Annotated in this window: 27 protein-coding genes; 3 read left to right on the forward strand and 24 right to left on the reverse strand. The window is 43.6% G+C overall.

The features are described 5' to 3' along the window. Window positions 1-173: 173 nt before the first annotated feature. From whiA to cdaA, 11 genes are all read right to left on the reverse strand, one after another. On the reverse strand, window positions 174-1091 hold the full coding sequence (whiA, locus tag O3646_RS03775; protein ID WP_070589403.1) for a DNA-binding protein WhiA: 918 nt from the start codon (window positions 1089-1091) through the stop codon (window positions 174-176). After that, on the reverse strand, window positions 1088-2065 hold the full coding sequence (locus O3646_RS03780) for a YvcK family protein (RefSeq protein ID WP_003017791.1): 978 nt from the start codon (window positions 2063-2065) through the stop codon (window positions 1088-1090). Before O3646_RS03780 ends, whiA begins: the two co-directional genes overlap by 4 nt. Beyond that, window positions 2062-2952, reverse strand: coding sequence for an RNase adapter RapZ (gene rapZ / locus O3646_RS03785; RefSeq protein ID WP_009732574.1), 891 nt, complete (start codon window positions 2950-2952; stop codon window positions 2062-2064). Before rapZ ends, O3646_RS03780 begins: the two co-directional genes overlap by 4 nt. A gap of 74 nt (window positions 2953-3026) precedes the next feature. After that, window positions 3027-3413 carry a RidA family protein gene (locus tag O3646_RS03790; RefSeq protein WP_049472168.1) on the reverse strand — a complete coding sequence of 129 codons (387 nt, stop codon included), beginning with the start codon at window positions 3411-3413 and terminating at the stop codon, window positions 3027-3029. Between the two features lie 18 nt (window positions 3414-3431). Continuing rightward, window positions 3432-3596, reverse strand: coding sequence for a hypothetical protein (locus O3646_RS03795; protein WP_003006512.1), 165 nt, complete (start codon window positions 3594-3596; stop codon window positions 3432-3434). A gap of 51 nt (window positions 3597-3647) precedes the next feature. Next, window positions 3648-4961: a GTPase ObgE gene (gene obgE / locus O3646_RS03800; protein WP_023917726.1), complete on the reverse strand. Its 1314-nt coding sequence runs from the start codon at window positions 4959-4961 to the stop codon at window positions 3648-3650. Between the two features lie 33 nt (window positions 4962-4994). Continuing rightward, window positions 4995-5126 (reverse strand): DUF4044 domain-containing protein, encoded by a 132-nt coding sequence (locus tag O3646_RS03805; protein WP_003011566.1) that lies wholly within the window; start codon window positions 5124-5126, stop codon window positions 4995-4997. A 117-nt stretch (window positions 5127-5243) separates the two neighbouring features. Further along, window positions 5244-6605, reverse strand: coding sequence for an LPXTG cell wall anchor domain-containing protein (locus O3646_RS03810; protein WP_195189717.1), 1362 nt, complete (start codon window positions 6603-6605; stop codon window positions 5244-5246). Between the two features lie 47 nt (window positions 6606-6652). After that, window positions 6653-8002 carry a phosphoglucosamine mutase gene (gene glmM / locus O3646_RS03815; RefSeq protein WP_023917722.1) on the reverse strand — a complete coding sequence of 450 codons (1350 nt, stop codon included), beginning with the start codon at window positions 8000-8002 and terminating at the stop codon, window positions 6653-6655. Between the two features lie 22 nt (window positions 8003-8024). Further along, on the reverse strand, window positions 8025-8774 hold the full coding sequence (locus O3646_RS03820) for a YbbR-like domain-containing protein (RefSeq protein WP_371610554.1): 750 nt from the start codon (window positions 8772-8774) through the stop codon (window positions 8025-8027). Further along, complete coding sequence (gene cdaA, locus O3646_RS03825; RefSeq protein ID WP_045759265.1) at window positions 8771-9619, reverse strand: diadenylate cyclase CdaA; 849 nt, start codon at window positions 9617-9619, stop codon at window positions 8771-8773. Before cdaA ends, O3646_RS03820 begins: the two co-directional genes overlap by 4 nt. A 103-nt stretch (window positions 9620-9722) precedes the next feature. Here cdaA and murT point away from each other — a divergent pair, with 103 nt between their 5' ends. Genes murT through O3646_RS03840 form a run of 3 tightly spaced genes read left to right on the forward strand, consistent with a single transcriptional unit; the run spans window position 9723 to window position 12149 of the window. Then, window positions 9723-11066: a lipid II isoglutaminyl synthase subunit MurT gene (murT, locus tag O3646_RS03830; RefSeq protein ID WP_371610555.1), complete on the forward strand. Its 1344-nt coding sequence runs from the start codon at window positions 9723-9725 to the stop codon at window positions 11064-11066. After that, window positions 11066-11854: a lipid II isoglutaminyl synthase subunit GatD gene (gatD, locus tag O3646_RS03835; protein ID WP_371610556.1), complete on the forward strand. Its 789-nt coding sequence runs from the start codon at window positions 11066-11068 to the stop codon at window positions 11852-11854. The genes murT and gatD overlap by 1 nt, the downstream gene beginning before the upstream one ends. Window positions 11855-11864: 10 nt before the next feature. Continuing rightward, window positions 11865-12149: a LapA family protein gene (locus O3646_RS03840; protein WP_003017726.1), complete on the forward strand. Its 285-nt coding sequence runs from the start codon at window positions 11865-11867 to the stop codon at window positions 12147-12149. 23 nt (window positions 12150-12172) lie between these two features. On the opposite strand, the gene O3646_RS03845 is transcribed toward O3646_RS03840, so the two are convergent. From O3646_RS03845 to atpA, 13 genes are all read right to left on the reverse strand, one after another. Continuing rightward, window positions 12173-13360 carry an MFS transporter gene (locus tag O3646_RS03845; RefSeq protein ID WP_371610557.1) on the reverse strand — a complete coding sequence of 396 codons (1188 nt, stop codon included), beginning with the start codon at window positions 13358-13360 and terminating at the stop codon, window positions 12173-12175. A gap of 108 nt (window positions 13361-13468) precedes the next feature. Further along, on the reverse strand, window positions 13469-14647 hold the full coding sequence (locus O3646_RS03850; RefSeq protein WP_371610558.1) for an MFS transporter: 1179 nt from the start codon (window positions 14645-14647) through the stop codon (window positions 13469-13471). 25 nt (window positions 14648-14672) lie between these two features. Then, entirely contained in the window at window positions 14673-15545 is an 873-nt protein-coding gene (locus tag O3646_RS03855; RefSeq protein ID WP_371610559.1) for an XRE/MutR family transcriptional regulator, read from the reverse strand. Next, the gene (locus tag O3646_RS03860; protein ID WP_371610560.1) at window positions 15546-17453 is read right to left on the reverse strand and encodes an ABC-F family ATP-binding cassette domain-containing protein; all 1908 of its coding nucleotides are present in this window, start codon (window positions 17451-17453) and stop codon (window positions 15546-15548) included. Between the two features lie 103 nt (window positions 17454-17556). Further along, window positions 17557-18279 (reverse strand): M57 family metalloprotease, encoded by a 723-nt coding sequence (locus tag O3646_RS03865; protein WP_371610561.1) that lies wholly within the window; start codon window positions 18277-18279, stop codon window positions 17557-17559. 81 nt (window positions 18280-18360) lie between these two features. Then, complete coding sequence (locus O3646_RS03870) at window positions 18361-19200, reverse strand: DNA/RNA non-specific endonuclease (RefSeq protein WP_371610562.1); 840 nt, start codon at window positions 19198-19200, stop codon at window positions 18361-18363. 83 nt (window positions 19201-19283) lie between these two features. Continuing rightward, on the reverse strand, window positions 19284-19472 hold the full coding sequence (locus O3646_RS03875; RefSeq protein WP_003006464.1) for a DNA-directed RNA polymerase subunit beta: 189 nt from the start codon (window positions 19470-19472) through the stop codon (window positions 19284-19286). Continuing rightward, window positions 19462-20745, reverse strand: coding sequence for a UDP-N-acetylglucosamine 1-carboxyvinyltransferase (murA, locus tag O3646_RS03880; protein ID WP_045759256.1), 1284 nt, complete (start codon window positions 20743-20745; stop codon window positions 19462-19464). Before murA ends, O3646_RS03875 begins: the two co-directional genes overlap by 11 nt. Before the next feature lie 66 nt (window positions 20746-20811). Continuing rightward, window positions 20812-21042, reverse strand: coding sequence for a DUF1146 family protein (locus O3646_RS03885; protein ID WP_340280403.1), 231 nt, complete (start codon window positions 21040-21042; stop codon window positions 20812-20814). Window positions 21043-21139: 97 nt separating this feature from the next. Continuing rightward, window positions 21140-21559, reverse strand: coding sequence for a F0F1 ATP synthase subunit epsilon (locus O3646_RS03890; protein ID WP_003002471.1), 420 nt, complete (start codon window positions 21557-21559; stop codon window positions 21140-21142). Window positions 21560-21572: 13 nt separating this feature from the next. Then, window positions 21573-22979 (reverse strand): F0F1 ATP synthase subunit beta, encoded by a 1407-nt coding sequence (gene atpD, locus O3646_RS03895; protein WP_003011794.1) that lies wholly within the window; start codon window positions 22977-22979, stop codon window positions 21573-21575. An 85-nt stretch (window positions 22980-23064) separates the two neighbouring features. Next, a complete protein-coding gene (locus O3646_RS03900; protein WP_009732556.1) occupies window positions 23065-23946 on the reverse strand; it encodes a F0F1 ATP synthase subunit gamma in 882 nt (293 codons plus the stop codon). A gap of 15 nt (window positions 23947-23961) precedes the next feature. Beyond that, entirely contained in the window at window positions 23962-25467 is a 1506-nt protein-coding gene (gene atpA, locus O3646_RS03905; protein WP_371610563.1) for a F0F1 ATP synthase subunit alpha, read from the reverse strand. Window positions 25468-25470: the final 3 nt, after the last annotated feature.

Consider the following 25470-nt stretch of genomic DNA (forward strand, 5'->3'; position numbering starts at 1 on the left):
TTCCGCTGTGAGAAAAGTGCCTGAAACAATACGTTTCAGGCACTCGGGAGTTTTGAGACATTAGGCTCAAAACTAAGTCATGGAACTTCTATGAAGTTCGCTGACGTCCGTACTCACCTAAGGAAAGTTTTTAAAAAGACTTTATCCTCATTATGAAAGACCTTTGGCCTTTTTTATTTGTCTAAATCGTCTGCGATCTTATTGATCTTACGTAAGCGGTGGTTAACACCGCTTTTTGAAATAGGTTGTTGCAAACTATCGGCGATCTGCTGGATAGAATAATCTGGATGGTTCATCCGGATATAGGCAACTTCTTGCAGGTCACTTGGTAAACTCCCTAGGCCGACCGTATCCACAATTTTACTAATATTATTAATGGTTTTCATGCTAGCAGTAACTGTGCGCTGGATATTGGCCATTTCGGCATTATTGGCCCGATTGAGGTCATTACGCGTCTCTCTCATAACCTTGATGGACTCAAATTCCTGCATGGCTTTCATGGCCTCTACCACAATTAGAAAATCAATAATATCTTCCGCTCGTTGCAGATAGGTTACCACTCCTTTTTTCCGCTCGATGGTTTTCGCATCTAGTAAAAATCCTTGCATGAGAAGGGCAATTCCTTCCGCGTGGTCTGTATAAACAGAATGAATTTCCAACTGGTACTTCCCTTTTTCAGGATCCTTGATGGAACCACTCGACAGAAAAGCCCCCCGAAGATAAGCACGACTGGCTACTTCATCTTCTAAAACACTGGCATCAATGCCTGTCTCAATCCCAAAAAAGGCATCTGCCAAATGCAAGTCAGCAAGAATCTCTTCCACCTTTTCATCCAAGAATACTGTGTAAACACGATTTTTTTTCAAATTGGTTTTTTGGTGGTGGCGAATATCCGATTTGGCCTCATAAAAATGATGCAACAATTCATAGATATGGCGAGCGATCTTGGCATTTTCTGTCGTCACCGAGAGCGTCAAGCCCCCCATTGAAATCCCAAGACTTCCAGACATCTTGATAATGGCAGCCAATTCACTCTTTTCAAATCGCTTGAGAGACAATAATTCTTCTTTTACACGAACCGTAAAACTCATTTTCTCACCTGCACGATCTGCATCAACTCTTCGACTACTTTTTCGCCATCATGAAAGGCTCCTCCATTGACCAGCTTTAAGAAATCGGAAGAAATCACTTGGGGAACTTGCGAGTGCAGCCCCTTGAAATCGTGCTCTACCTGCACCAAGTATTCATCAAATTTGTTACTGTTCATGTAAGCTGCGGGAACCTGATTGATATTGACAAGGACCGTATCGATGAACTTCTCTCCCAAATGTTTATGGAGAACGGCAACGTGGTCACTGTCTGTGAAATGCTCGGTTTCTCCTCTTTGGGTCATGATGTTACAAACATAGGCTACCTGAGCCTTGGTTTCAAGGATGGCTTTCCCAATCTCATCGATCATCAAATTAGGGAGGATCGAGGTAAAGAGCGAACCAGGACCTAAGACGACCATATCACTTTCAAGAATAGCTTCCACCACTTTCTTACTAGCTTTTGGACGCTCTTGATCAAAGGTATTGGTCACATAGACATGATCAATCATGCCGGTGTAGTTAGCAATGTGGCTTTCTCCTACCACTTCTTTTCCATCTTGAAAGACGGCATGAAGGGTCAAGGGACTATCACTGGAAGGATAGATCTTGCCGGTCGTATGAAAGAACTTGGTTAACAACTGCATGGCATTATAGGTCGAGCCTTGCATCTCTGAAATCCCTGCAATGATCAAGTTTCCCAAAGGGTGTCCGGCCAAAGGTCCATCATCGTCTGCAAAGCGGTATTGAAAGACCTTCTCATAAAAACGAGGCATATCTGACATGGCAACCAGCACATTTCGAAGATCTCCAGGTGGTGTCAATTTTTGGATGTTCTTCCGCAATTCACCTGAACTCCCGCCATCATCTGCAACGGTTACGATGGCAGTAATATCGACCGGTTTCTTTCTCAGACTATCGAGGATAACAGAAATCCCTGTTCCTCCTCCAATAACGGTTACTTTAGGTTTTCTCATGAGCGATTCACCGTTTCTTTCCGTCTGTCCTTGTCTCTATGACTGCAATTGACCTGCCAATTTTTTTCTAAATCATGCGCTAAGCGCTCTGCAAAGGCTACTGAACGGTGTTGCCCACCGGTACATCCCATAGCAATGGTGAGAACGGATTTACCCTCCCGTTTATAAGACGGTAAAATAGGAACGATCAAGTCATGGAGGTGACGATAAAAGTCCTCTGATTCAGGGTGATCCATGACGTAATCATAGACAGCTGGATCTTGACCGGTTAAATTCCGAAGTTCCAATTTGTAGTAGGGATTTGGAAGGAAACGCACGTCAAAGACAAGGTCAGCATCGATCGGAAGGCCATATTTAAACCCAAATGACATGACCTCAACCCGAAAATCTGGCTGATTATCTTGACTGGCAAATTGTTCTGCGATCGTTTTTCTCAAATTACGAGGTGTCAACTCAGTCGTATCCACTACATTTTGACTGATATTTTTTAAAGGGGACAAGAGTTCGCGCTCTAGGGTAATCCCATCTAAGACACGGCCATCTGCCGCTAATGGATGGCTACGACGGGTTTCCTTGTATCGTGCTACCAACTCACTGTCAGTGGCATCCAAGAACAAGACTTTGAAATCCAGGTCTTCTTGATTGTCCAATTCATCCAAAATGGTGCGAATTTCATTGAAAAAAGAACGGCTCCGCATGTCCACAACAACGGCTAATTTATTGTTATCTGGGCTGTGGCGCATGAGCTCAATAAATTTCAGCAAGAGCGCCGGTGGCATATTATCGATGGTAAAGTAACCCAAATCCTCAAACGATTGGATGGCAACGGTCTTACCCGCACCGCTCATCCCTGTTACCATGACCAGTTGAATCTTACTTTCTGTCATTTTCTCCTCCCATAAATAAAACAGAGTGGCCTACAGTTTCCTGCTCTCCACTCTGTCTTTTTGTCTTTGAATGGTTATTTGGCTTTGATTTCCGCAATAACTTCAATTTCAACCTTCACATCACGTGGCAGGCGTGCTACTTCAACAGCAGATCGAGCTGGAAACTCTGTGGTAAAAACTGTTTTATAGACCTCATTAAAAGGTACAAAGTCATTCATATCACTTAAGAAACAAGTGGTTTTCACCACGTGGTCAAAGTCTGTCCCTGCCTCTTCCAAAATAGCCCCAATGTTCTTTAAGACTTGCTCTGTTTGTTCTTGGATGGTTTCTCCAATGATTTCACCTGTTTCAGGTGACAAGGGAACTTGTCCACTTGCAAAGAGAAGATTCCCTACGATTTTCCCTTGAACATAAGGTCCAATTGCTGCAGGTGCTTTATCTGTATGAATTGTTTTTGCCATAGTATTCTCCAAGTCTATTTACTTCTGCTGATTTTCTTTTGCTAATTTTTCCCTTTGTAAGCGCAATTTGCGCTTAGGATTTAGCGTATTAAAGAGTTCTTCTAGTTTTTCAGCATTCCAAACATCGGCTGCTGAAACAAAATTTCCATTTTCATCTCGAAAAGATATTGGTTTATCTCCCACTGAAAAAGCCTCACTTCTTATTTGGAATCCTTGATCCGCTGGGGATCTATCCTAATCTACAAACTCAAATTCAAATTTACCGATCCGGACGATATCGCCATCTTTTGCCCCACGCGCACGGAGAGCTTCATCAACACCCATGCCACGCAATTGACGAGCAAATTTCATGACCGCTTCATCACGATCGAAATTCGTCATATTAAAGAGTTTTTCAAGTTTTTCACCAGACAAGACCCAAGCGGCATCGTCATCCCGACTGATGTCAAAGGCTGGCTGGTCTTCATCAAAGCCATAGTAGACTTCTTCTTGAGCCATTTCGTCTTCTGAATACAAGAGGAATTCTGGTGTTTTGTCTAACAATTCTGCCGTTGCTTCTAACAAATTGTCCAAACCTTGATGCGCCAAACTAGAGATCGGGAAAATCTGTGGCAGTTCATCAAACTCATCGTAATTGGCTGCCAATTTCTTCTTGAACTCTTTCAAGTTTTCTTGACTCTCCGGCATATCCATCTTATTTGCCACGATAATCTGAGGACGTTCCATCAAACGAAGATTATAGGTTTCAAGCTCTTTATTAATTTGAACATAGTCTTCATAAGGGTCGCGTCCTTCACTCGCCGACATATCAATAACATGCAAGATAACACGGGTGCGCTCGATGTGGCGAAGGAACTGGGTTCCGAGTCCGACACCTTGGCTAGCTCCTTCAATCAATCCAGGAAGGTCTGCGACAGCAAAGGATTCACCTGACGGTGTCCGAACCATGCCCAAGTTTGGCACGATGGTTGTAAAATGATAAGCCCCAATCTTTGGTTTGGCAGAAGTAATGACACTGAGAAGAGTTGATTTCCCTACTGATGGGAAGCCAACCAAACCAACGTCTGCCAAGACCTTGAGTTCTAATTCGAGTTCGCGTTCCTGGCCAGGTTCCCCATTCTCAGAAATCTCTGGGGCTGGATTTTTAGGAGTGGCAAAACGAATGTTTCCACGTCCGCCACGGCCACCGTGGGCGACAATGTACTCTTGTCCATTTTCAACTAGGTCCGTAATGACCTTGCCAGTCTCGGCATCTCGGACGGTCGTTCCTTGAGGAACCCGAACATAGAGATCTTCTGCTCCCCGTCCGTGCATCCCTTTGGTCATTCCTTTTTCCCCATTTTGGGCTTTGAAATGCCGGTTATAACGGAAGTCCATCAAGGTGCGCAAGCCTTCGTCTACTACGAAGATGACATTGCCACCACGACCTCCATCACCACCCCAAGGTCCGCCATTAGGGACATATTTTTCACGGCGAAAAGCCACCATGCCATCGCCGCCATTTCCAGCCTTGACCTTAATCTTGGCTGTATCTAAAAACATACTCATAAATAGATGATTTCCTTTATTTCTGTGTGCGTCTTAGTAAGAAAGAGCACCAATTGCGGTTGCAAAGATTGCACCAACCGTTACAATCAACATAATCACAATGACCACCATCGTGATCATTTCAAATGGTGTTTTTTTACGTTTTCCGTTATCTCCAAAAGCCACTTCTAATACCTCGATTACTATAAATTCATTAGCCCTATTTTACCACGAAATAGGGGATTTTTCAAATCGAGCCTACACAAAAAGACCAGACAGAAGTCTGATCTTTTATGAATAGATTTAGGAATCTTTTCTTACACGTAAAATACCAACCGATAGAATTGCTAGGAAGACACCCATGACAAGAACTACCGGTGTCATCTTTTCACCTGTACTTGGAAGAACTTTTTTCTTACCAGGTTTTGGGGCTTCTTCTTTAACAGAAGATGAAGATGATTTCGATGAAGAACTTGATGTGGATGTTGAGTTCGATGTAGAACTGGAACTCGTTGAAGATGATGAACTTGATGAAGAACCAGAACTCGTTGAAGATGATGAACTTGATGAAGAACTAGAACTCGTTGAAGATGATGAGCTTGATGAAGAACTAGAACTTGATGAGGAGGTTGAGCTAGGTGTCGGTGGCGTTTGTTCTTTCTCACCCAATCCTTCGCCAGATCCTGTTTCCAATCGCACTTCACGGGTTAAACTACGCGGTGCTGGGAAATTGGTTGCCTTCCATGTTAATGTATTATGGACAATATCGCCTACTTTCGTTCCAGGTGCCACTTTCGTAGAATATTCAATATACATTGGCCAATTGTAGTTATCACCAAATTCAATTGTAAAACCAGTGGTCTTTCCATCTGCATTCTTATTGAAAACAGCTTTTTTAGTAAAGTTATCCAGAACTGGGAGACTTAATATCTGAGCTTCGTTCTTAATCCCACCTTGTACAGGAGCATAACGAACAGCGCGTAAGCTACCTTCAACCAATGTTAAACCATCTCCGAATTGGTCTTTAATGACCATTCCACGAAGCATATCTTGGCGAGCATTTAAGAGAATCCGCCATTTGATAATGGTTGGATCAGACTTATCTTGGTAACCGTATTTCATCTCATAGTCTCCAGCTTCTCCAGCTGTTTTTTCATAATTCAATGAAAAATCTGTATTTCCTAGTTTAAACTGGATTGGAGATGTTTTTGTAACTACTTCTGAATCGACTTTTACATCAAAATGAAGAGCAACTCGTTTGTTGAGTGGATGAGATGCGAAATAATCATTAAAGGTAACGGTCACTGTTTTCTTAGCTGTATCAACGACAGCTTTCCCCACCGTCTGACCATTTGATTGACCTTCCTCAAGAACATTGAATTCCAGTGCTGTGTAGAGGGCTAATTCTTTTGGCAAACTAAGAGTTAAGGTATCACCAGTTTGAATAGTTTGCGAATCTGGAAAGGCTAAATAAATACTTGCTGACAATTTTTCATTTGTCAACACCTTGCTCCCATTTGTTAGCGTGTTACCGTCTTTCGTTAGACGTGCTGTCTGTGTATATGATGAGACTTCTGCAGCATGTATTGTTTTAGTCAAACCAGCTGTGAATAGAATCGTTAGCACTAAGGCAAGTGCCCATACAATTTGACGAACCTGTTTCATATATACCTCCTCTGCTCGCCTATTTGCGAGCCATGTTTTTTACAAGGTTAAAGTCCGATTTCTGCTTGAACAACTGCAGCAATGGTATCTACATAGTAGTCCACTTCTTCATGGGTTGGAGCTTCTGCCATCACACGAAGGAGGGGTTCAGTTCCACTTGGACGCACGAGGATGCGGCCATTTCCTGCCATTTCCGCTTCCATTTTTTCAATGATTTCACGAATAGCAGGGACTTCCATCGCCTTGTCTTTCATGCTATTTTCAACCCGGATATTGACGAGTTTTTGTGGATAAATGGTTACTTCAGCAGCCAATTCAGATAATTTCTTGCCGGTTTCTTGCATGATTTTAGTCAATTGAACTCCTGTTAATTGACCATCACCAGTTGTATTGTAATCCATGATGACGACATGACCAGATTGTTCACCACCAAGATTGTATCCTGATTTGCGCATTTCTTCGACCACATAACGGTCTCCAACAGCTGTGATTTCTTTTTGAATTCCCTTCGCATCTAATGCCTTGTGGAAGCCGAGATTGGACATGACGGTTGTGACGATCGTATTTTTTTCGAGCAAGCCCTTGCTTGAAAGATAAGAACCGATGATGTACATGATCTTATCTCCGTCTACAATCTCTCCATTTTCATCCACAGCAATCAAGCGATCGCTGTCTCCGTCAAAGGCAAGACCAATCGCTGCGCCTACTTCTTTGACTTTCTCTTGCAAATGCTCTGGGTGAGTAGAACCAACCCCATCATTGATGTTCAAACCATCTGGGTTTTCACCGATGACGGTCAATTGAGCTCCCAGATCTGCAAAGATTTGACGGGCACTAGTAGAGGCTGCACCATTTGCTGTATCTAAGACTACGTGCATGCCCTCGAGTTGGACACCTGTCGATACAAGGAATTCTTGATACTTACGCAAGCCTTCTGGATATTCCATGACCGTTCCTAAACCTTGGGCACTTGGACGTGGAAGGGTATCTTCAGCCGCATCAAGCAAGGCTTCAATTTCAAGTTCGCGATCATCATCCAATTTGAAGCCATCACCACCAAAGAATTTGATGCCATTGTCTAAGGCTGGATTGTGGCTAGCAGAAATCATAACTCCGGCGCTGGCTTTTTCCGTACGAACTAGATAAGCAACACCTGGCGTTGCAATCACACCCAACTTGTAGACGCGAATTCCAACAGATAAGAGGCCAGCAATTAAGGCATGCTCTAACATTTCACCAGAAATACGCGTATCACGTCCAACAAATACCAAAGGTGTTTCTTCTTCATGTTGGCTCAACACATAGCCACCGAAACGGCCTAGTTTAAAAGCCAATTCTGGTGTTAATTCTACATTTGCTTCTCCACGGACACCGTCCGTTCCAAAATATTTACCCATTCTTCATTACCTTTTTTACTTTCTAATTACTTGAACTGGAAGAGGTCGACGACGAACTGCTAGAGCTTGACGTAGACGAGCTAGTCTTTGTGGTTACTTTAATCCGTGTTTCACTCGGATTTACCAGACCTGGTAGACCATCTCCTTGAGCATCTACCGGATTTAATGAAAGAGTTCCACTATAATTTCCACTGATGATCTCACTGGATGGGAAGACAGCTTCGACATGATCAATGCGACTCAAGGTTTCTTGATCGCTGGTCACTTCTACCTTGGTGGTTTCAAGAGTAATATCCGATACCGTTATTCCATTCACAATTTGATTGTTCGGGATCGTGGCCCTGACAGCAAACGATTTTTTGGCTTTCTTCCCGATTTTTACAGAAACTTTTTGAGGCTCTACGGTTGCGGTCAAACCAGCCGGAAGATCTTCCACAATCAACGGCACTTCGACGGTACCTTCCTTGGCCTTACGAAGATCCGCTACCACGCGAAACTTCCGAGTTCCCGGTTGCATTTCGCTTGCTAGAGCGACCCGGTTTGAACCCTTTAGAAAGACCGTTACCTCAGATGTCAAACCACTGACAAAATATTTCTTGTCATTGTACTTGGCATCAATTGGAATATTGGTCAAGGTATTGGTGTAGGTCTCTGAACTCACTTGCCTAGCGCTACTATTATTTTGAAAATTAAAGGAAGATGCATTGATAAACAAGATAAAGGACAATAAGACGGAGGCGAAAACATAAAGAAATTCTTTTTTCGATCTCATTTTGTTACCCTCCCAAATAGACGCTCTTTCCAACTAATCGTTTTATTCTCTTCAGGAACCAAGAAGGATCTCAATTCTGCCTCAAACTCTTCTAAAGTTAAATCGTGTCGGAAGGTTCCATTGTATGTCACAGAGATCCCGCCCGTTTCTTCTGATACCACGAAGGTAAAGGCATCCGAAACTTCAGATAAACCAATGGCTGCGCGGTGACGCGTTCCAAACTCTTTTGAAATTCCGGTGTTTTCCGTCAAGGGCAGGTAGGCACAAGAAACGGCGATTTTATCATTGCGGACAATGACCGCTCCATCGTGCAGAGGAGTATTAGGAATGAAGATATTAATCAGCAATTCTCCTGAAATCTCTGCATCTAGAGGAATCCCTGTGGAAATATATTCCTGAAGGGTTCTGGCTCCTTGAATAGCTACCAAGGCACCAATCTTACGTGGGCTCATATAAGCTACTGCCTTGACATAGGCCTGTACCATCTTCTCTTCCTGACTGACTTCACTCGTCGTAAAGAATTCTGTCGCCCGACCCAGACGCTCTAAACCAATCCGAATCTCAGGGGAGAAAATCACAACCAGGGCGATAACCCCATAGGTAATCACTTGATTGATCAGCCATGAAATAGTCGTGAGACCTAAGAAATTGGCTAAAAACTGCATCAAGAAAAAGATAATAACTCCACGAACCAAAATCATGATCTTGGTCCCAACGATGGCCTTGATCAAAAAATACAACAACCAAGCCACCAGGGCAATATCGATGATATTGATAATAATACTCCACCAATTCGGGAACAAACTGGTCCAAAATTGTGGATTTGTAAACTGTTGAATATTCATATTCTCATACCTATCACTTCTCTAAAAGACATCATCCTATTATAACACGTTTCAACAGATTTTTCTGTAACCTTCTGACGCTTTTTATGATAAAATATGATTTATGAAGATAAATACAACCTTGGGCCTTCTGGCAGGAAAGCTTTCCGGCTCTATTCTAGAAAAAATGGGGCGGGGATCAACCCTACCAGGTAAAGTAGCCCTCAAATTTGATAAAGATATTCTCAGTCAACTGGCAAAAAACTATGAGATTGTTGTGATTACAGGGACAAATGGGAAAACCCTGACCACTGCGCTGACCGTAGGTATTCTCCAAGAAGCTTTCGGACCGATTTTAACCAATCCAAGCGGGGCCAATATGATCTCTGGGATTACAACGACCTTCTTACGGGCTAAGCGTTCGAAATCAAATCGACCGATCGCGGTACTTGAAATTGACGAGGCCAGCCTCTCTCGGATTTGTGATTATATCCAGCCCAGCCTTTTTGTGGTCACCAATATTTTCCGGGATCAGATGGACCGCTATGGAGAGATCTATACGACCTACCAAATAATTTTGGATGCCATTCACAAGGTCCCAACTGCGACGGTTCTGTTAAATGGAGATAGTCCGCTATTTAATAGTCAGACCTTATCCAATCCGATCCAATATTATGGATTTGATACAGAAAAATCAGAGCCACAACTAGCCCATTACAATACGGAAGGAATCCTGTGCCCGCATTGCCACAACATCCTCAAGTACAAGCTCAATACCTATGCTAACCTGGGAGATTATATCTGTGAACACTGTGGTTTCCACCGGCCCCCTCTGATCTATGCCGTATCGGACCTCATCTCTTTAACCCATCGATCTTCCAACTTCCGGATCCAAGGGCAAGATTACCACATCAATATCGGTGGTCTCTACAACATCTACAATGCCTTAGCAGCTGTCTCTGTTGCTGGATTCTTTGGAGTACAACCTGAAGTCATCAAGCAAGGATTTGATCGCAGTCGCGCTGTCTTTGGTCGCCAGGAAACCTTTAAGATTGGGGATAAGGAATGTACCTTGGTCCTGATTAAAAATCCGGTTGGAGCTACTCAGGCTATTGAAATGATCAAACTAGCGCCATATCCCTTCAGCTTGTCCGTTCTTCTCAACGCCAACTATGCAGATGGAATCGATACGAGCTGGATTTGGGATGCCGACTTTGAGCAAATCACCCAGATGGACATTCCAGAGATCAATGCTGGCGGGGTGCGCCACTCTGAGATTGCTCGACGACTTCGGGTCACTGGCTATCCTGCTGAAATGATCACAGAAATGGCTGATTTAAAAGAGGTCTTCCAACGCATCAAGCAACAGGAAACCCCTCACGCTTACATTTTAGCTACCTATACAGCCATGCTAGAATTCCGTGAACTCTTGGCCCAAGAACACCTGATTGAAAAGGAGATGCACTAATGACTTATACTTCCCTGGAATCTTCTGATCAGGCACAGTATCCCTACAGCCTGCGCATTGCCCATCTCTATGGAAACTTAATGAATACTTATGGGGACAATGGGAATATCCTCATGCTCAAGTACGTTGCGGAAAAGCTTGGAGCCCATGTCACTGTTGATATCGTCTCTCTCAAAGACCGGTTTGATCCTGATGCCTACGATATTGCCTTTTTCGGCGGCGGGCAAGACTACGAGCAGACCATTGTATCTGAAGACCTACCAGATAAAAAAGAAGACCTCGAACGCTTCATTCAGGACGATGGCGTGGTCCTTGCTATCTGTGGTGGCTTTCAGCTTCTAGGCCAATACTACATTGAAGCTTCTGGCAAACGTATTGAGGGACTTGGTATTATGGGCCACTATACGCTCAACCAAGTCAACAACCGCTATATCGGTGATATCAAAATCCATAACGAAGAATTTAACGAAACCTATTATGGTTTTGAGAACCACCAAGGTCGGACCTTCTTGGCAGAGGATGAAAAACCGCTCGGCAAGGTCGTCTACGGAAATGGGAACAACAAAGAAGATGGGTGCGAAGGGGTTCATTATAAGAACGTCTTTGGCAGCTACTTCCACGGTCCTATCTTGTCCCGAAATGCCAATTTGGCCTATCGCCTAGTGAGCACTGCCCTAAAAAATAAATATGGCAAAGACCTTTCCCTACCGGCTTATGAGGAAATTCTAAGCCTAGAGCAGTCGGAAGAATACGCTGATGTGAAAAGCAAGGCTCCGACTGAACAATAAGGAGATAATGATGAACAAAAATAATCTACACTACATTGCTTTATTACTTTTAATTTTATTGATTGCTGGTATTTCCCTTGCAAACATGCAATCAGTCACTGTGAATTTCCTCTTGGTCCAATTTAAATTGCCCTTGATCATTCTGATCTTGCTCTGTGTCCTTTTGGGTGCATTTGTCATGACCTTGGTTAATTTTTCAAAGGGCTTCTCCCTAAAAAAAGAACTCAAGAGCACTCAAAAGCAACTGGAAGAAGAAAAGAAAGAAATCAAGACAGAAGAAAAAGAAAACAACTAAAAAAGCACCGATTGGTGCTTTTTTTATGCTGATGTACCTTCTTTTGCTTGTAATTTCTTGGCGACTATTTGTGCTAGGAGTGAAAAGAGAATGACGCCAACTCCAATCAGGAGAAAAGATTCTACACGGACACTTGGTAACCAGGTCATCAATCCTTTAGCTACGGGCATAAAGAGAATAGCTAGGGTAAAAATGGTGCTTAAGACCCGGCCCAGATAGTCTCCTTCTACCTTGGTTTGAACCTGGGTAAAAAAGTGGATGTTAAAAATTGTCATAAAGAGTTCGCAGACCAAATTTCCAGAAAAGGAAAGAAGAGGCGGAAGGGGCAAGCCCATCATGAAGACTCCTACTCCTGTTAAAATCAATAAGAAGAGAAGCATCTTCATGCTTGATTTAAATTTATTGGCGATCAAGGCTCCGATGATGGAGCCAATAGCTCCTAGCGTTAAAATAGTCGCATAAGCTCCTTTAACCCCGTAAAGGCGATTGGAAAAGGGGAGTAAAAACTCAAAAGCTGCAAAAAAGAAATTGACGCTGGAAGCCACCAACAAGAGAAAGAAAATCTCTTTCTGATGCCAGATATAGTCTAGTCCATCTTTCATATCCGAAAAAATATCTTTTCCCGTAAACCGTTTCTTTTCCTGAACCTTGGCTTCTTCTTTCGGAAGGAATGCCACCAGAATAAAGGCGATGAAAAAAGTTAGCGCATCCAGTAAAAGGGTCGCATGGAGACTGGCAAATTGTAAAACAAGGAAAGAGAACACAGGAGAGCTGACACCAACAACCTGTAAGACCAACTCCAAGTGGGCATTATAGGTCACAATCTCATCCTTCTCTACAACTTCTGTGATAATGGCTTTATTGGCAGTTCTAGAAAAAGCGAAGGCAATAGCCTGGACAATATTGGCAACAATCAGGGCTACAATCATCCAACGATCATTCCTGATAAACGAAATCGCTAAACAAAGGAGACCACAAACCAAGTCGGTCGTCATCAAAATCTTGCGACGGGAAAAACGGTCTGAGATCACGCCACCAAATGGATTGATTAGAATGGAGGTGACGAGTTCAGAAATCTGATAGATCCCCAACACTGTCTTTCCTACCGTCCCCATCGAGGCCAGCCAAACACTGTTCCCATAGTCATAGAGCATATTTCCCATTCTATTGATCGCCCCACGAGCAATCAACTGGATAGCATGTCGATTCATAAAAAACCTCCTTCATTTTCTGAAACTATTGTATCAGTTCATGAAAGAGGTTTTCATTTTGTCCCCTATTTGGGAAAAACAATGATTTACAATTTTATCAAAGGATCCCTACTGTTCTTTCGATTGAAGTTGCTTAGCTACTAGCTGAGCCAAGAGTGAAAAGAGAATAACTCCAGCTCCAATCAAGAGAAATGATTCCATGCGGACACTTGGCAACCAAGTCATCAACCCTTTGGCGATGGGCATAAAGAGAACAGCCAAAGTATAAATTGTGCTCAAGACTCTCCCCAGATAATCATCTTCCACCTTGGTTTGTACTTGGGTAAAAACGTGGATGTCGAAAATGGTCACAAAAAATTCACAGACCAGATTTCCTGAAAATGAAAGATAAGGCGGAAGGGGCAAGCCCATTATGAACACTCCGACCCCTGCCATGATCAGTAAAAACAGGAGAATTTTCATACTTGATTTCATTTTATTGGCAACAAGCGCTCCTAGAATAGATCCAATAGCTCCCAGCGTTAAAATAGTCGCATAAGCTCCTTTAACCCCGTATAGACGATTCGAGAAGGGAAGTAAAAACTCAAAAGCTGCAAAAAAGAAATTGACGCTAGAAGCCACCAACAAGAGAAAGAAAATCTCTTTCTGATGCCAGATATAGTCTAACCCATCCTTGATATCAGAAAAAATATCTTTCCCGGTAAACTGTTTCCTCTCTTGAACCTTAGCTTCTTCTTTCGGAAGGAAAGCCACTAGGACAAAAGCAATGAAAAAGGTCAGTGCATCTAATAAGAGGGTCATATGAAGACTGGCAAATTGTAGAACTAGGAAAGAAAAAACAGGTGAACAGACACTAACAACCTGTAAGACTAACTCCAAGTGAGCGTTATAGGTCACAATCTCGTCTTTCTCTACTACCTCGGTAATAAAGGCTTTATTGGCAGGTCGAGAAAAACCAAAGGCAATGGCCTGAACAATATTGGCAAAAATAAGAGCCGCAATCATCAAGCTATCATTTGTGATAAAAGAAATCGCCAAACAAAGGAGTCCACAAACCAAGTCGGTCGTCATCAAAATCTTGCGACGAGAAAAACGGTCTGAAATCACTCCTCCAAAAGGATTCACGAGAATCCCTGTCACTAACTCAGAAATCTGATAGATCCCTAATACCGTCTTTCCTATAGTCCCCATCGAGGCTAGCCAGACACTATTCCCATAGTCATAGAGCATATTTCCAATTTTGTTAATAGCTCCACGACTAATTAATTGGACCGCATGTCGGTTCATAAAATCTCCTTTATCTCTGTCCTATTTAGGAACATTCATCTATTACAAATTTATGAAAGTGTTCTTGATAATAGGCCACCTGCTCTGGCAGTCCCAGCACATCAAAAATATGCATGGCTTCCTGCATTTGCTGACTCCCTTCTTTCTCTAGCCCCTTCTGATAGAGGGCAAATCCCTTGAGATAGTGAAAGACATTGCGTTCGTAGAGCTTGATGCTCTTCCCGATAATCTTTTCTACATAGGCTTCAAAATAGCTGGCATTTTCAAAAGAACAGTGTTCTAAACAATGCTGGTAGCAATTCAGAGCTAGAATCAAGACCAGTTTTCGATGGCGACCAATTTCTTTGTAGAATTCCTCGCGCTCCATCACTTCTCTCCCAAGGCGAGTGACATAGTCCACCTCATAAAAGCTGTAGAGATTGCCAAAGAGGATCAATTCATACATGGTCCACTCTTCCGTTTGAAAGAGGTAATCCGCCACCTTATCCAGATCACGCTGCTTCATGGTGTAGCTGGCATCTCTCTGGCAAATCAGGCCTTGTAGCAGGATCCAGTTCAATTCAAAATAGAGGGGATTGGTGGAATGTTTGGCTTTTTCAAGTTGTTCTCTTTGAAGCTTTTGAAAACCCGCAATATCATTTGAATAGTAAAGTGGAATAATCTGTGCCATCAAAGCAACATGCTCATGGTGTTGAAAATTTCTGGCCTTATCCATAAAATTCTCAATCGTCACATGGATATTGTCCAAAATGTCAAAGAAGCGAGAAGCAGCCAGATCCGACTCCCCCAATTCAAAACGGGATAACTGGGAGGTCGAGCAAGCTTCTCCTGCAGCTTCTTTTAACGAATAATTCTTACTGATTCGAAATTCACGAAAAACTTTGCCAAGATCGTCCATTTATTCCACCTGCTCTGACAGTTCTGCCCACTCTTCCATGACCGCTTCCTGCTGGACATTTAGTTGATCCAGCTCGCTTTGGAGTTGAACCAAGTCAACTGCATCATTGGTGCTATGCATGGTTTCGGTAATGTCTTGGATTTTCTGGTCCAGCTCTTCCATCTCTGCTTCCAATTGCTCAATGCGACGGGTGATTTTCCGGAGTTCCTTCTGGTTTTGCTTCTGCAAGCGGTAGTCATTGCTGGTGACTTCCTCCGTAGAAGAAACAGGCAAAGCTTCTGCTTGTGCTGCAGCTAGGGCTTCTAACTCAGCTTTTTTCTCCAGATAATAGTCGTAGTCTCCCAGATAGAGGGTCGAGCCCTCTTCTGAGAGTTCCAAAACTTGTGTAGCCACCCGATTGATAAAGTAACGGTCGTGGCTGACAAAGAGCAAGGTACCGTCAAAATCAATCAAGGCATTTTCCAGCACTTCCTTACTATCGATATCCAAGTGGTTGGTCGGCTCGTCGAGAATCAAGAAATTGTTATTCTCCATGGACAGCTTGGCTAGAAGCAAGCGGGCCCGCTCTCCACCCGACAACATGCCGACGGTTTTCTTGACATCATCCCCAGAGAAAAGAAAGGCTCCCAGTCGATTGCGAATTTCTACTTCTGGCGTCAGTTTAAAGTCATTCCAGAGCTCATCCAAGACACTGTTGTGAGGCGTTAGTTTACTTTGGGTCTGGTCATAGTAGCCCACCTCGACATTGGCCCCAAAACGAGACTCTCCCTTGATAAAAGGAATCTGCCCGACGATGGACTTGATAAGAGTAGATTTCCCGATCCCATTTGGTCCCACAATAGCGACCGCATTCATCTTGCGGATATCCAGATTAATAGGCTCTGAGAGGATTTGATCGTCATAGCCGACGGCTGCCTCTTCTACTGTCAGGACGACATTTCCCGAAGTCTTATCAGCATGGAAGGTCATATGGGCAGACTTAGTCCCAGCTTCCGGCTTGTCTAGGCGATCCATTTTTTCCAACTGCTTGCGCCGAGACTGGGCCCGTTTGGTGGTCGACGCCCGCACCAAATTGCGATTAACAAAGTCTTCCAGCGCAGCAATTTCTTTTTGTTGCTTCTCGTAGTTCTTGGCTTCGGTCAACAGTTTTTGCTCCTTTTGTTCCACAAAACTCGAGTAATTGCCGACATAGCGGTCCAAGGAATGCTTGGTCAAATCCAAGGTAATGGTTGCGACCTTATCTAGGAAATACCGGTCGTGGCTGACAATGAGAAGGGCTCCGCTATAATTGACCAGATAGTTTTCCAACCAGGCGATGGTCTCAATATCCAAGTGGTTAGTCGGCTCGTCCAGTACCAAGAGATTTGGTTTTTCTAGAAGCATCTTGGCCAGAGCGAGACGGGTATTTTGCCCTCCAGACAGCTCTTCAATCTTCATCTGCCACATGGACTCATCGAACTTAAAGCCGTTGAGAATGGCGCGGATATCTGCCTCATAGGTAAAACCACCTGCCTGACGGAATTCTTCCGAGAGACGGTCATAGTCCTGCATGAGTTTTTCTAAGTCAACCCCAGTTTTTTCCCCCATCGCAAGCTCCATCTGCCGCAAGGTTTTCTCGGTCTTTCTGAGATCGTCAAAGACATGGAGCATCTCATCGTAGATAGTATTGGACGACTCAAATCGACTATCCTGGGCTAAATAAGAGAGAGAAAGGTCCCGCTTTTTATTGATTTCCCCAGAAGTCGGCTCTTCTTCTCCCACCAAGATTTTTAAGAGCGTAGACTTGCCGGCTCCGTTCTTTCCGACCAGGGCAATCCGGTCCCGTTCATCCACCTGCAGGCTGATATTATCAAAAAGAACCTCCCCTGCAAAAGAGCGTTCAATTTTGTTGGCTTGTAAAATAATCATGTCCCTATTTTACTATCTTTTTTCAGATTAAACAAGGAAAGACGAGCCATCAAAAAAATCCTGAGCCCTTGGGGCCCAGAACTTTTCAATGATAAATTGTATTTTATTCTTCCTTGTACAATTGTCGGACTGCTTCCACATCTGTATCCTGAATACTGTAGAAGGAGCCAGCTGGTTGCATGACCGATTCTCCATCAGTGTGGTCCAGCCCAATGGCATGGCCTAGCTCATGCTCAGCTGTATTGACAATCCGATCATAACTATAGTTATAGACATAATTTAAAAGATAATGGCGATTGAGACGCACTGTGATGTGGGTGAACCGGTTGGTTAAAAGGTTAGTCTGAGAGGCAGTCTCTCCTGCAGCAGAAACCGATGCGTTATCCATTTCCGTCAAGACCACATTAGCCTCTTTTTCATTTGTAACCAACTTGAAGGTAAAGGCGCCTGTTTGGTTCCAAGCCTCAATAGCATCCCGATAAGCTTTTACAAAAGTTTGACTGATATTAGGATCCAGGTAGACCGTGGCCTCCGCTTTTTCCCAGCGAGCACCGCTATGCTCATGATTGTCCGTCTGCGTAGTCTGTGAGCTAGGTGCCATCCCGAAGCGCGATGCAAACCCCTGATCTCCAAATAAATTGCCGACTTGATAGACAACCTTTTGGGCAGCTCGTCCAAACCCATCCATACCAGAACTAGGAGAATTTGTGAAATAGATGATCCCCACTAGAACGAGAAAACTGATGGCAATGGTCCAGAAAAATCCCCAAAAAAGACTCCAAGCCATACGAAGGATTCCTCTGAAAAATCGAAAAATGGTTCTCATACATTCTCCTTTCTCTTAAAGAAGGTATGCAATTGTAACATCCCATTCTTAAAAATAACTTAAATAACTACGCTTTCCAGCTTATTGATGAACGGTTACTTTTCCTGTCTGGTAATCCAGGCTAATCCCACTTTGAACATTGGGAACAAAAACATTGAACTCAAGGCTCCCATCACTCGATTTGGCTTCAATATGAGACCCCAATGGAATCAAATCTTCTGGCTGGTTGTAGATCAAGGTGACCCGATAGCGGATCCGCTTGTTCTTATCCAGTGCTTTTCGAACCAGGGTCTCATAGTAATTTTGACCAGTGGAATGAGGATCATTGGCTTGATTGGACCAAGCCGTTTGCACAGCGATATTTTTGGGATTGCTAGTCGAAGCATCGAAACCTTTGAGATTGCCGATCAAGGCGTAGCCCAATAGGTGGCCCCGATCCACAGCATGGTCATACTCGCCTGACAGATTATGGACCTGATGCCAACCTGCTGGTTTCCAATCGGTTAGGCCACTACCTGTTGCATCCCGATCTCTGTACTGGCGAGTCGCCTTGGTCATAATAGCGTTCGCAACCGTCGGTACGGTCTTTCCATTCACTTCTTTTGTCTTGTTATCCGCATAGGGTTGACTAGCCACACTGGCATCCAGATCTGTGCGATTCCCCTTAACGACAAAGGATCCAGCGCCATTCCATTCCAAGTCATTTCCCAATTGTGAACGGGCAGATTTCGTTAGTACAGAGCTAGCTAACTCTTTACTGGGTGTTTCCTCTTGGCTACTGGTCACCACGGAAACAACCTGATCTGTCGCTTCTTTTATCGTCGGTTGATTAAAATAATAGCCCCCGATTGCTAGGGCTGTTGCCACTACAAAACCTGCTAAGGTTTGTTTGGTTCGTTTGGTTATTGTTTGTTTTGTCATGCCTCTCTCCAAAAAAGAGCAGCGCTAGATGGGTCATTGACTCGATTCGCTGCTCTCCTTTTTACTCAATTTTAGTTAAAAGCTTATTTGCCTGTTAGCTTTCCAATGATCTCTGACCAAGTGTCCGGAGAGAGAATGGACCATGGATTTTTTCCATCTCCAATCACTCCATAGCCAATGACCAAACCAACTGCAAAAATGATGATTCCAATCACAGCCAACAGGAGGACAATTCCTAGCTGTTTTCCAACATAGCGAAGATTAGTTTTCATCGTCTTCTTCCTCTACACGTTTCACGTCTGCACCTAATGCCACCAATTTCTCATGGAATTGATAATAACCACGATCTAAGTGACTTAATTTGCTGACTTTCGTCTCTCCTTCTGCTACCAAGCCCATCAAGACCAAGGTTGCACTTGCTCGTAAATCGGTCGACATGACCTCTGCACCTTGGAAGCTTTCCCCTCCAACGATACGAGCTGTATCCCGCATAATGTCTGAGTGAACGCCCATCCGACGCATTTCTTCCAAATGCTGGAAGCGATTCTCAAAAACCGTTTCAATCATGGTAGACTCACCTTTAGCCATGGCCATCAAGGCTGTGAATTGAGCCTGCATATCGGTTGGGAATCCTGGATAGGGAAGGGTTTTAACCGTCACTGGACGGAGCTTACTGATATCCGATTGAATCCGAATTCCATTTTCTTCTTCGGTTACCGTTACACCCATCTCCTGCATCTTAGATAGAAGCGGACGGTTGTGTTCCCAAATGGCATCTTCGATCAAGACATCTCCACCAGTCATGGCTGCCCCAATCATAAAGGTTCCAGCTTCGATGCGGTCTTGCACAACATTGTGGTTTGCACCATGCAAGCTCTCCACACCAACAATGGTCAAGGTCTCAGTTCCTGCCCCCTTGACATTAGCTCCCATTTTATTCAGCAAGAGAGCTAGGTCAACAATTTCAGGTTCTCGAGCTGCATTTTCAATCACAGTGACTCCATCTGCCAAGGTTGCGGCCATCATAATATTTTGTGTCGCACCTACTGATGGGAAGTCCATATAGATGTGTGCACCCTTGAGACGATCTGCTTTTGCTTCAATATAGCCGGCCGTTTGGGTAATTTCAGCCCCCATAGCTTCCAGACCTTTCAGGTGGAGGTCAATCGGACGACTCCCAATCGTACAGCCTCCAGGCATGGAAACTTTGGCATGGCCATTGCGTGCCAAGACAGGACCCAAGACAACGATAGAAGCCCGCATCTTACTCACATATTTATAAGGCGCTTCCTCAGACAATTTCTCTCGTGCATCTACGACAACCGTATTGTCTTCTTCATTGAAGGTTACTTGTGCATTCAACCCACGAACAACATTGTTCATTGTAAAGACATCTGATAACACAGGTACATTTTTCAAGGTTGTCACACCCTCGCTTGCTAGAACTGTTGCAGCAAGAAGAGGAAGGACAGCATTTTTTGCTCCTTCGATTTTGACGGTTCCAACCAGTCGATTATGACCACCATTAACGATTATTTTTTCCATACGGGATTGTTCTCCAATTTCTTAAAGTCACGCTTTCTATCATACCATATTTTTTATAAAATGTGGCTAGAATTGGCCAATAAAAATCTGCCGACTCATCTCATAGATACTGATAAAAAATGAGCTGGCTAGATAGCCTATTCCGACACTGATCATCAAGATCAAAAAACGGATTTTAACTACATTTTCAGCACTTACTTTTAAAAACTTTTCCCATTGAACCAGGTTCATCAATAGGTAATAGGCAAAAAAGATAAACAATAGATGGCTTGAAAGATTAAAAATCATTTGAATCATACAGCTATTATACCATATTTGGTCCGTACTTTCTTCTTTTGATTCTCTCCCAACAAAAATAAGGTGAGGACAAAACCTCCACCTTATTTTGAATATCTTATAAACGATTTCCGACATTAATCCGGTTAATGGCGCGTTGAAGAGCAATTTTAGCACGACGTTCCATATCAACCGAATGCTGATCTTTGGCTTCTTCAATCGCTTTTTCAGCTCGCAGTTTGGCACGTTCTGCACGACTAATGTCGATATCTCGAGCACGTTCGGCAGAATCGGCAACAATGGTAATGACATTATCAGCTACTTCGATAATCCCACCATTGACTGCAATCCAATCAATATGTTTGTCATCGTCGACACGACGAACCTTTACTTGGTCTACAGCCAAAACCGCAATGGTATTGATATGATGAGGTAAAATCCCTAATTCACCATCAATTGTCTTGACAGATACAAATGCGGCATGATGATCATAAACCAGTCCATCCGGTGTAACGATTTGGACGTTCATTTGACTCATCTTTCACCTCTTCTTAGAATCCCATTTTTTCAGCTTTGGCGATCACATCTTCGATCGATCCAACACCACGGAAGGCATCTTCAGGAAGATGGTCATATTTCCCATCCAAAATTTCTTTAAAGCCACGAACAGTTTCTCCAACTGGTACATAAGAACCAGGTTGACCTGTAAATTGTTCCGCAACGTTGAAGTTTTGTGACAAGAAGAATTGGATCCGGCGAGCACGAGCAACCAAGGTCTTTTCTTCGTCAGACAATTCATCCATCCCCAAGATAGCAATGATATCTTGCAATTCATGGTAACGTTGAAGGACGCGTTTGACCTCAGAAGCTACTGCATAGTGTTCTTCTCCTACGATTTCTGGAGAAAGGGCACGTGAGCTTGATGCCAATGGGTCCACCGCAGGGTAAATCCCCAATTGTACCAATTTACGTTCCAAGTTGGTGGTTGAATCTAAGTGAGCAAAAGCGGTTGCTGGCGCTGGGTCTGTGTAGTCATCGGCTGGCACATAGATGGCTTGGATGGATGTAACAGAACCTTTCTTGGTTGACGTAATCCGTTCTTGCAATTGCCCCATTTCAGTTGCCAAAGTAGGTTGGTAACCAACGGCTGATGGCATCCGTCCCAAAAGGGCTGATACTTCAGATCCGGCTTGGGTGAAACGGAAGATATTGTCGATAAACAAGAGAACGTCCTGACCTTCGACATCACGGAAGTATTCCGCAATGGTTAAACCAGTCAAGGCAACACGCATCCGTGCTCCAGGTGGCTCATTCATTTGTCCAAAGACCATGGCTGTTTTTTCAATAACGCCAGATTCTTTCATTTCCCAGTAAAGGTCATTCCCTTCACGTGTCCGTTCCCCAACACCGGTAAATACAGAAATACCACCGTGTTCTTGGGCAATATTATGGATTAATTCTTGAATCAAGACGGTCTTCCCAACTCCGGCACCACCGAAGAGTCCGACCTTCCCACCTTTCAAATAAGGGGCTAAGAGGTCAATAACCTTGATCCCTGTTTCAAGAATTTCTTCTGAAGTAGAGAGCTCGTCAAAGGATGGAGCTTTTTTGTGGATGGAGTCACGAGGAGCATCCTCAGGAAAAGGTTGATCCAAGTCAATGGTATCTCCAAGAACATTGAAGACACGTCCCAAGGTTTCTTTTCCGACAGGAACAGAGATTGGACGACCAGTGTCCAAGACTTCCATTCCACGTGTTAAACCATCAGTTGATTCCATGGCAATGGTCCGTACGACCCCATCACCAAGTTCCAAAGCTACTTCAAGAACGACTTTTGATTTTTGTTGGTCATTTTTATAGACTACAAGCGCATTATTGATCTCAGGAAGTTTATCTCCAACGGAAAAGGCAACGTCTACGACGGGACCTACGACCTGAGAAATTTTGCCTAAACTCATGTCATTCTCCTATTCTAAGTAATTTCTACTGCTCAAAAGTTCTCTTTCGAGCATCTGTTTTTGTATATAAAATTGTATCCGACAACTATTCAAGGGCGCTAGCACCAGCAACGATTTCAGTAATTTCTTGTGTAATCGCTGCTTGACGAGCACGGTTGTATTGAATCGTTAATTCATCAATGACTTTCTTGGCATTGTCTGTTGCAGTTTGCATGGCCATCATCCCAGCAGCATTTTCAGCTGTTTTAGCATCAATAATGGCACCATAGATCATGCTTTCAGCAAATTGAGGAAGCAATTGATCCAAAATGGCATCTCGACTAGATTCCAATTCTAGATTCAATACATAGTCCTCATCCGCTTCATTTGGGTCCAAATCAATAATTGGAAGCATTTGTTCCACCCGCATTTGACTCGTCAAACTGTTGACGTGGTGGTTGTAACAGACGTACAACTCATCAAACAAGCCTTCCTGATACATTTGGACTGTTTTCGAAATGATCTTGCGAACTTCCTTAAAGCTAGGATGATCAGGCAAACCACGCAATTCATAAACCGGCTGAATCCCACGGGCACGGAAGAAATCCGCACCGACGCTTCCAATACAGATCACTTCAAAGTCATCTCCAGTTGGATGGTATTCTGCCTTCATTTCCATCATGGTTTTAAGGATGGAGGCATTGTAACCTCCAACCAAACCACGATCGGATGTAATCACGATATAAGCTGTCTTTTTTACCGGGCGACTCACCAACATCGGATGGGACTTGGTATTTTCTGTTTCATGTCCATGGAGCAAGTCTGTTAAGAGCTTACGAACCTTAGCAGCATAAACCTGAAAATCCTTGGCTGCCTGCTCAGATTTACCAAGTTTGGCAGCGGACACCATCTGCATGGCATTGGTGATTTGACTGGTGTTTTTTGTGGATGCAATTTTATTTTTAATATCATTTAATGAAACTGCCATCTTCCACTCCTATTTCTATTTGAAATTTGACTGGTTGACAAATTCAGTAAGGGCTGCATCCAGTTCTTCTTCTGCTGGAAGATCATGTGTCGAACGAATCGTCTCAAAGATTTGATGATAATGTGCTTCAAAGTAATCAAACAACTCTTCTTGGAAACGAAGAATGTCGTCTACTGGAACACTATCTAAGAAACCATGAGTCAAGGCATACAAGATCACGACTTGTTTTTCAACTGTCAATGGTTCATGAACAGGTTGTTTCAAGACTTCCACTGTCCGACGACCACGGTTCAATTTCGCTTGAGTGGCCGCATCCAAATCACTACCAAATTTCGTGAAGGCTTCCAACTCACGGTAGGAAGCGAGGTCGATACGAAGGGTACCAGCAACCTTCTTCATAGCCTTGATTTGAGCAGATCCACCAACCCGGGAAACAGAAGATCCGGCATCAATGGCTGGACGAATACCGGCATTAAACAAACTATCTTGCAAGAAGATTTGTCCGTCTGTGATCGAAATCACATTGGTTGCGATATAAGCGGAGATGTCCCCTGCTTGGGTTTCAATGATTGGAAGAGCTGTAATAGAACCCCCACCCAATTCATCCGAAACTTTCGCAGAACGTTCCAACAAACGGCTGTGGAGATAGAAGACATCCCCTGGGAAGGCTTCACGTCCTGGTGGACGACGAAGAAGAAGGGACAATTCACGGTAAGCTACGGCTTGTTTTGACAAATCATCATAGACGATCAAAACATGTTTACCGTTATACATGAACTCTTCTGCCATGGCAACCCCAGCATAAGGTGCCAAATAAAGCAATGGAGACGGTTGAGAAGCCGAAGCGGTTACCACAATCGTATAATCCATAGCTCCGTATTTACGGAGAGTTTCTACTTGCGTACGAACTGTTGATTCTTTTTGACCAATCGCCACATAGATACAGATCATGTCTTGACCCTTTTGGTTCAAAATGGTATCGATGGCAATCGAAGTTTTCCCTGTTTGACGGTCCCCGATGATCAATTCCCGTTGACCGCGTCCAATTGGAACAAGGGCATCAATGGCTTTCAAACCAGTTTGTAGGGGTTCTGAGACAGATTTCCGTTGCATAACACCAGGAGCTGGTGTTTCAACTGGACGGAATTTATCTGTCACAATCTCACCCAAACCATCTACTGGTTGGCCAAGTGGGTTAACAACACGACCAATCAAGGCATCCCCTGCAGGGACTTCCATGATTTTACCTGTACGACGGACAGAGTCTCCTTCACGAATATCCGTGAAATCACCCAAGATGATGATCCCGACATCCGTTGTTTCTAAGTTTTGGGCCATCCCGTATGAGCCATTTTCAAAGATTAACAACTCACCACTCATGACATTTTCAAGCCCATGAGCGCGGGCAATCCCGTCACCAATGTAGGTTACAACACCTGTCTCAGTGACGTCAAAGTTTGGCTTGAAATTTTCAATTTGTTGCTTAATTAAAGCGCTGATTTCTTGTGCGTTAATCGCCAAAAT

The organism is Streptococcus sp. 27098_8_148, assembly GCF_041432105.1.
GTDB classification, from domain to species: Bacteria; Bacillota; Bacilli; order Lactobacillales; family Streptococcaceae; genus Streptococcus; species Streptococcus parasanguinis_AE.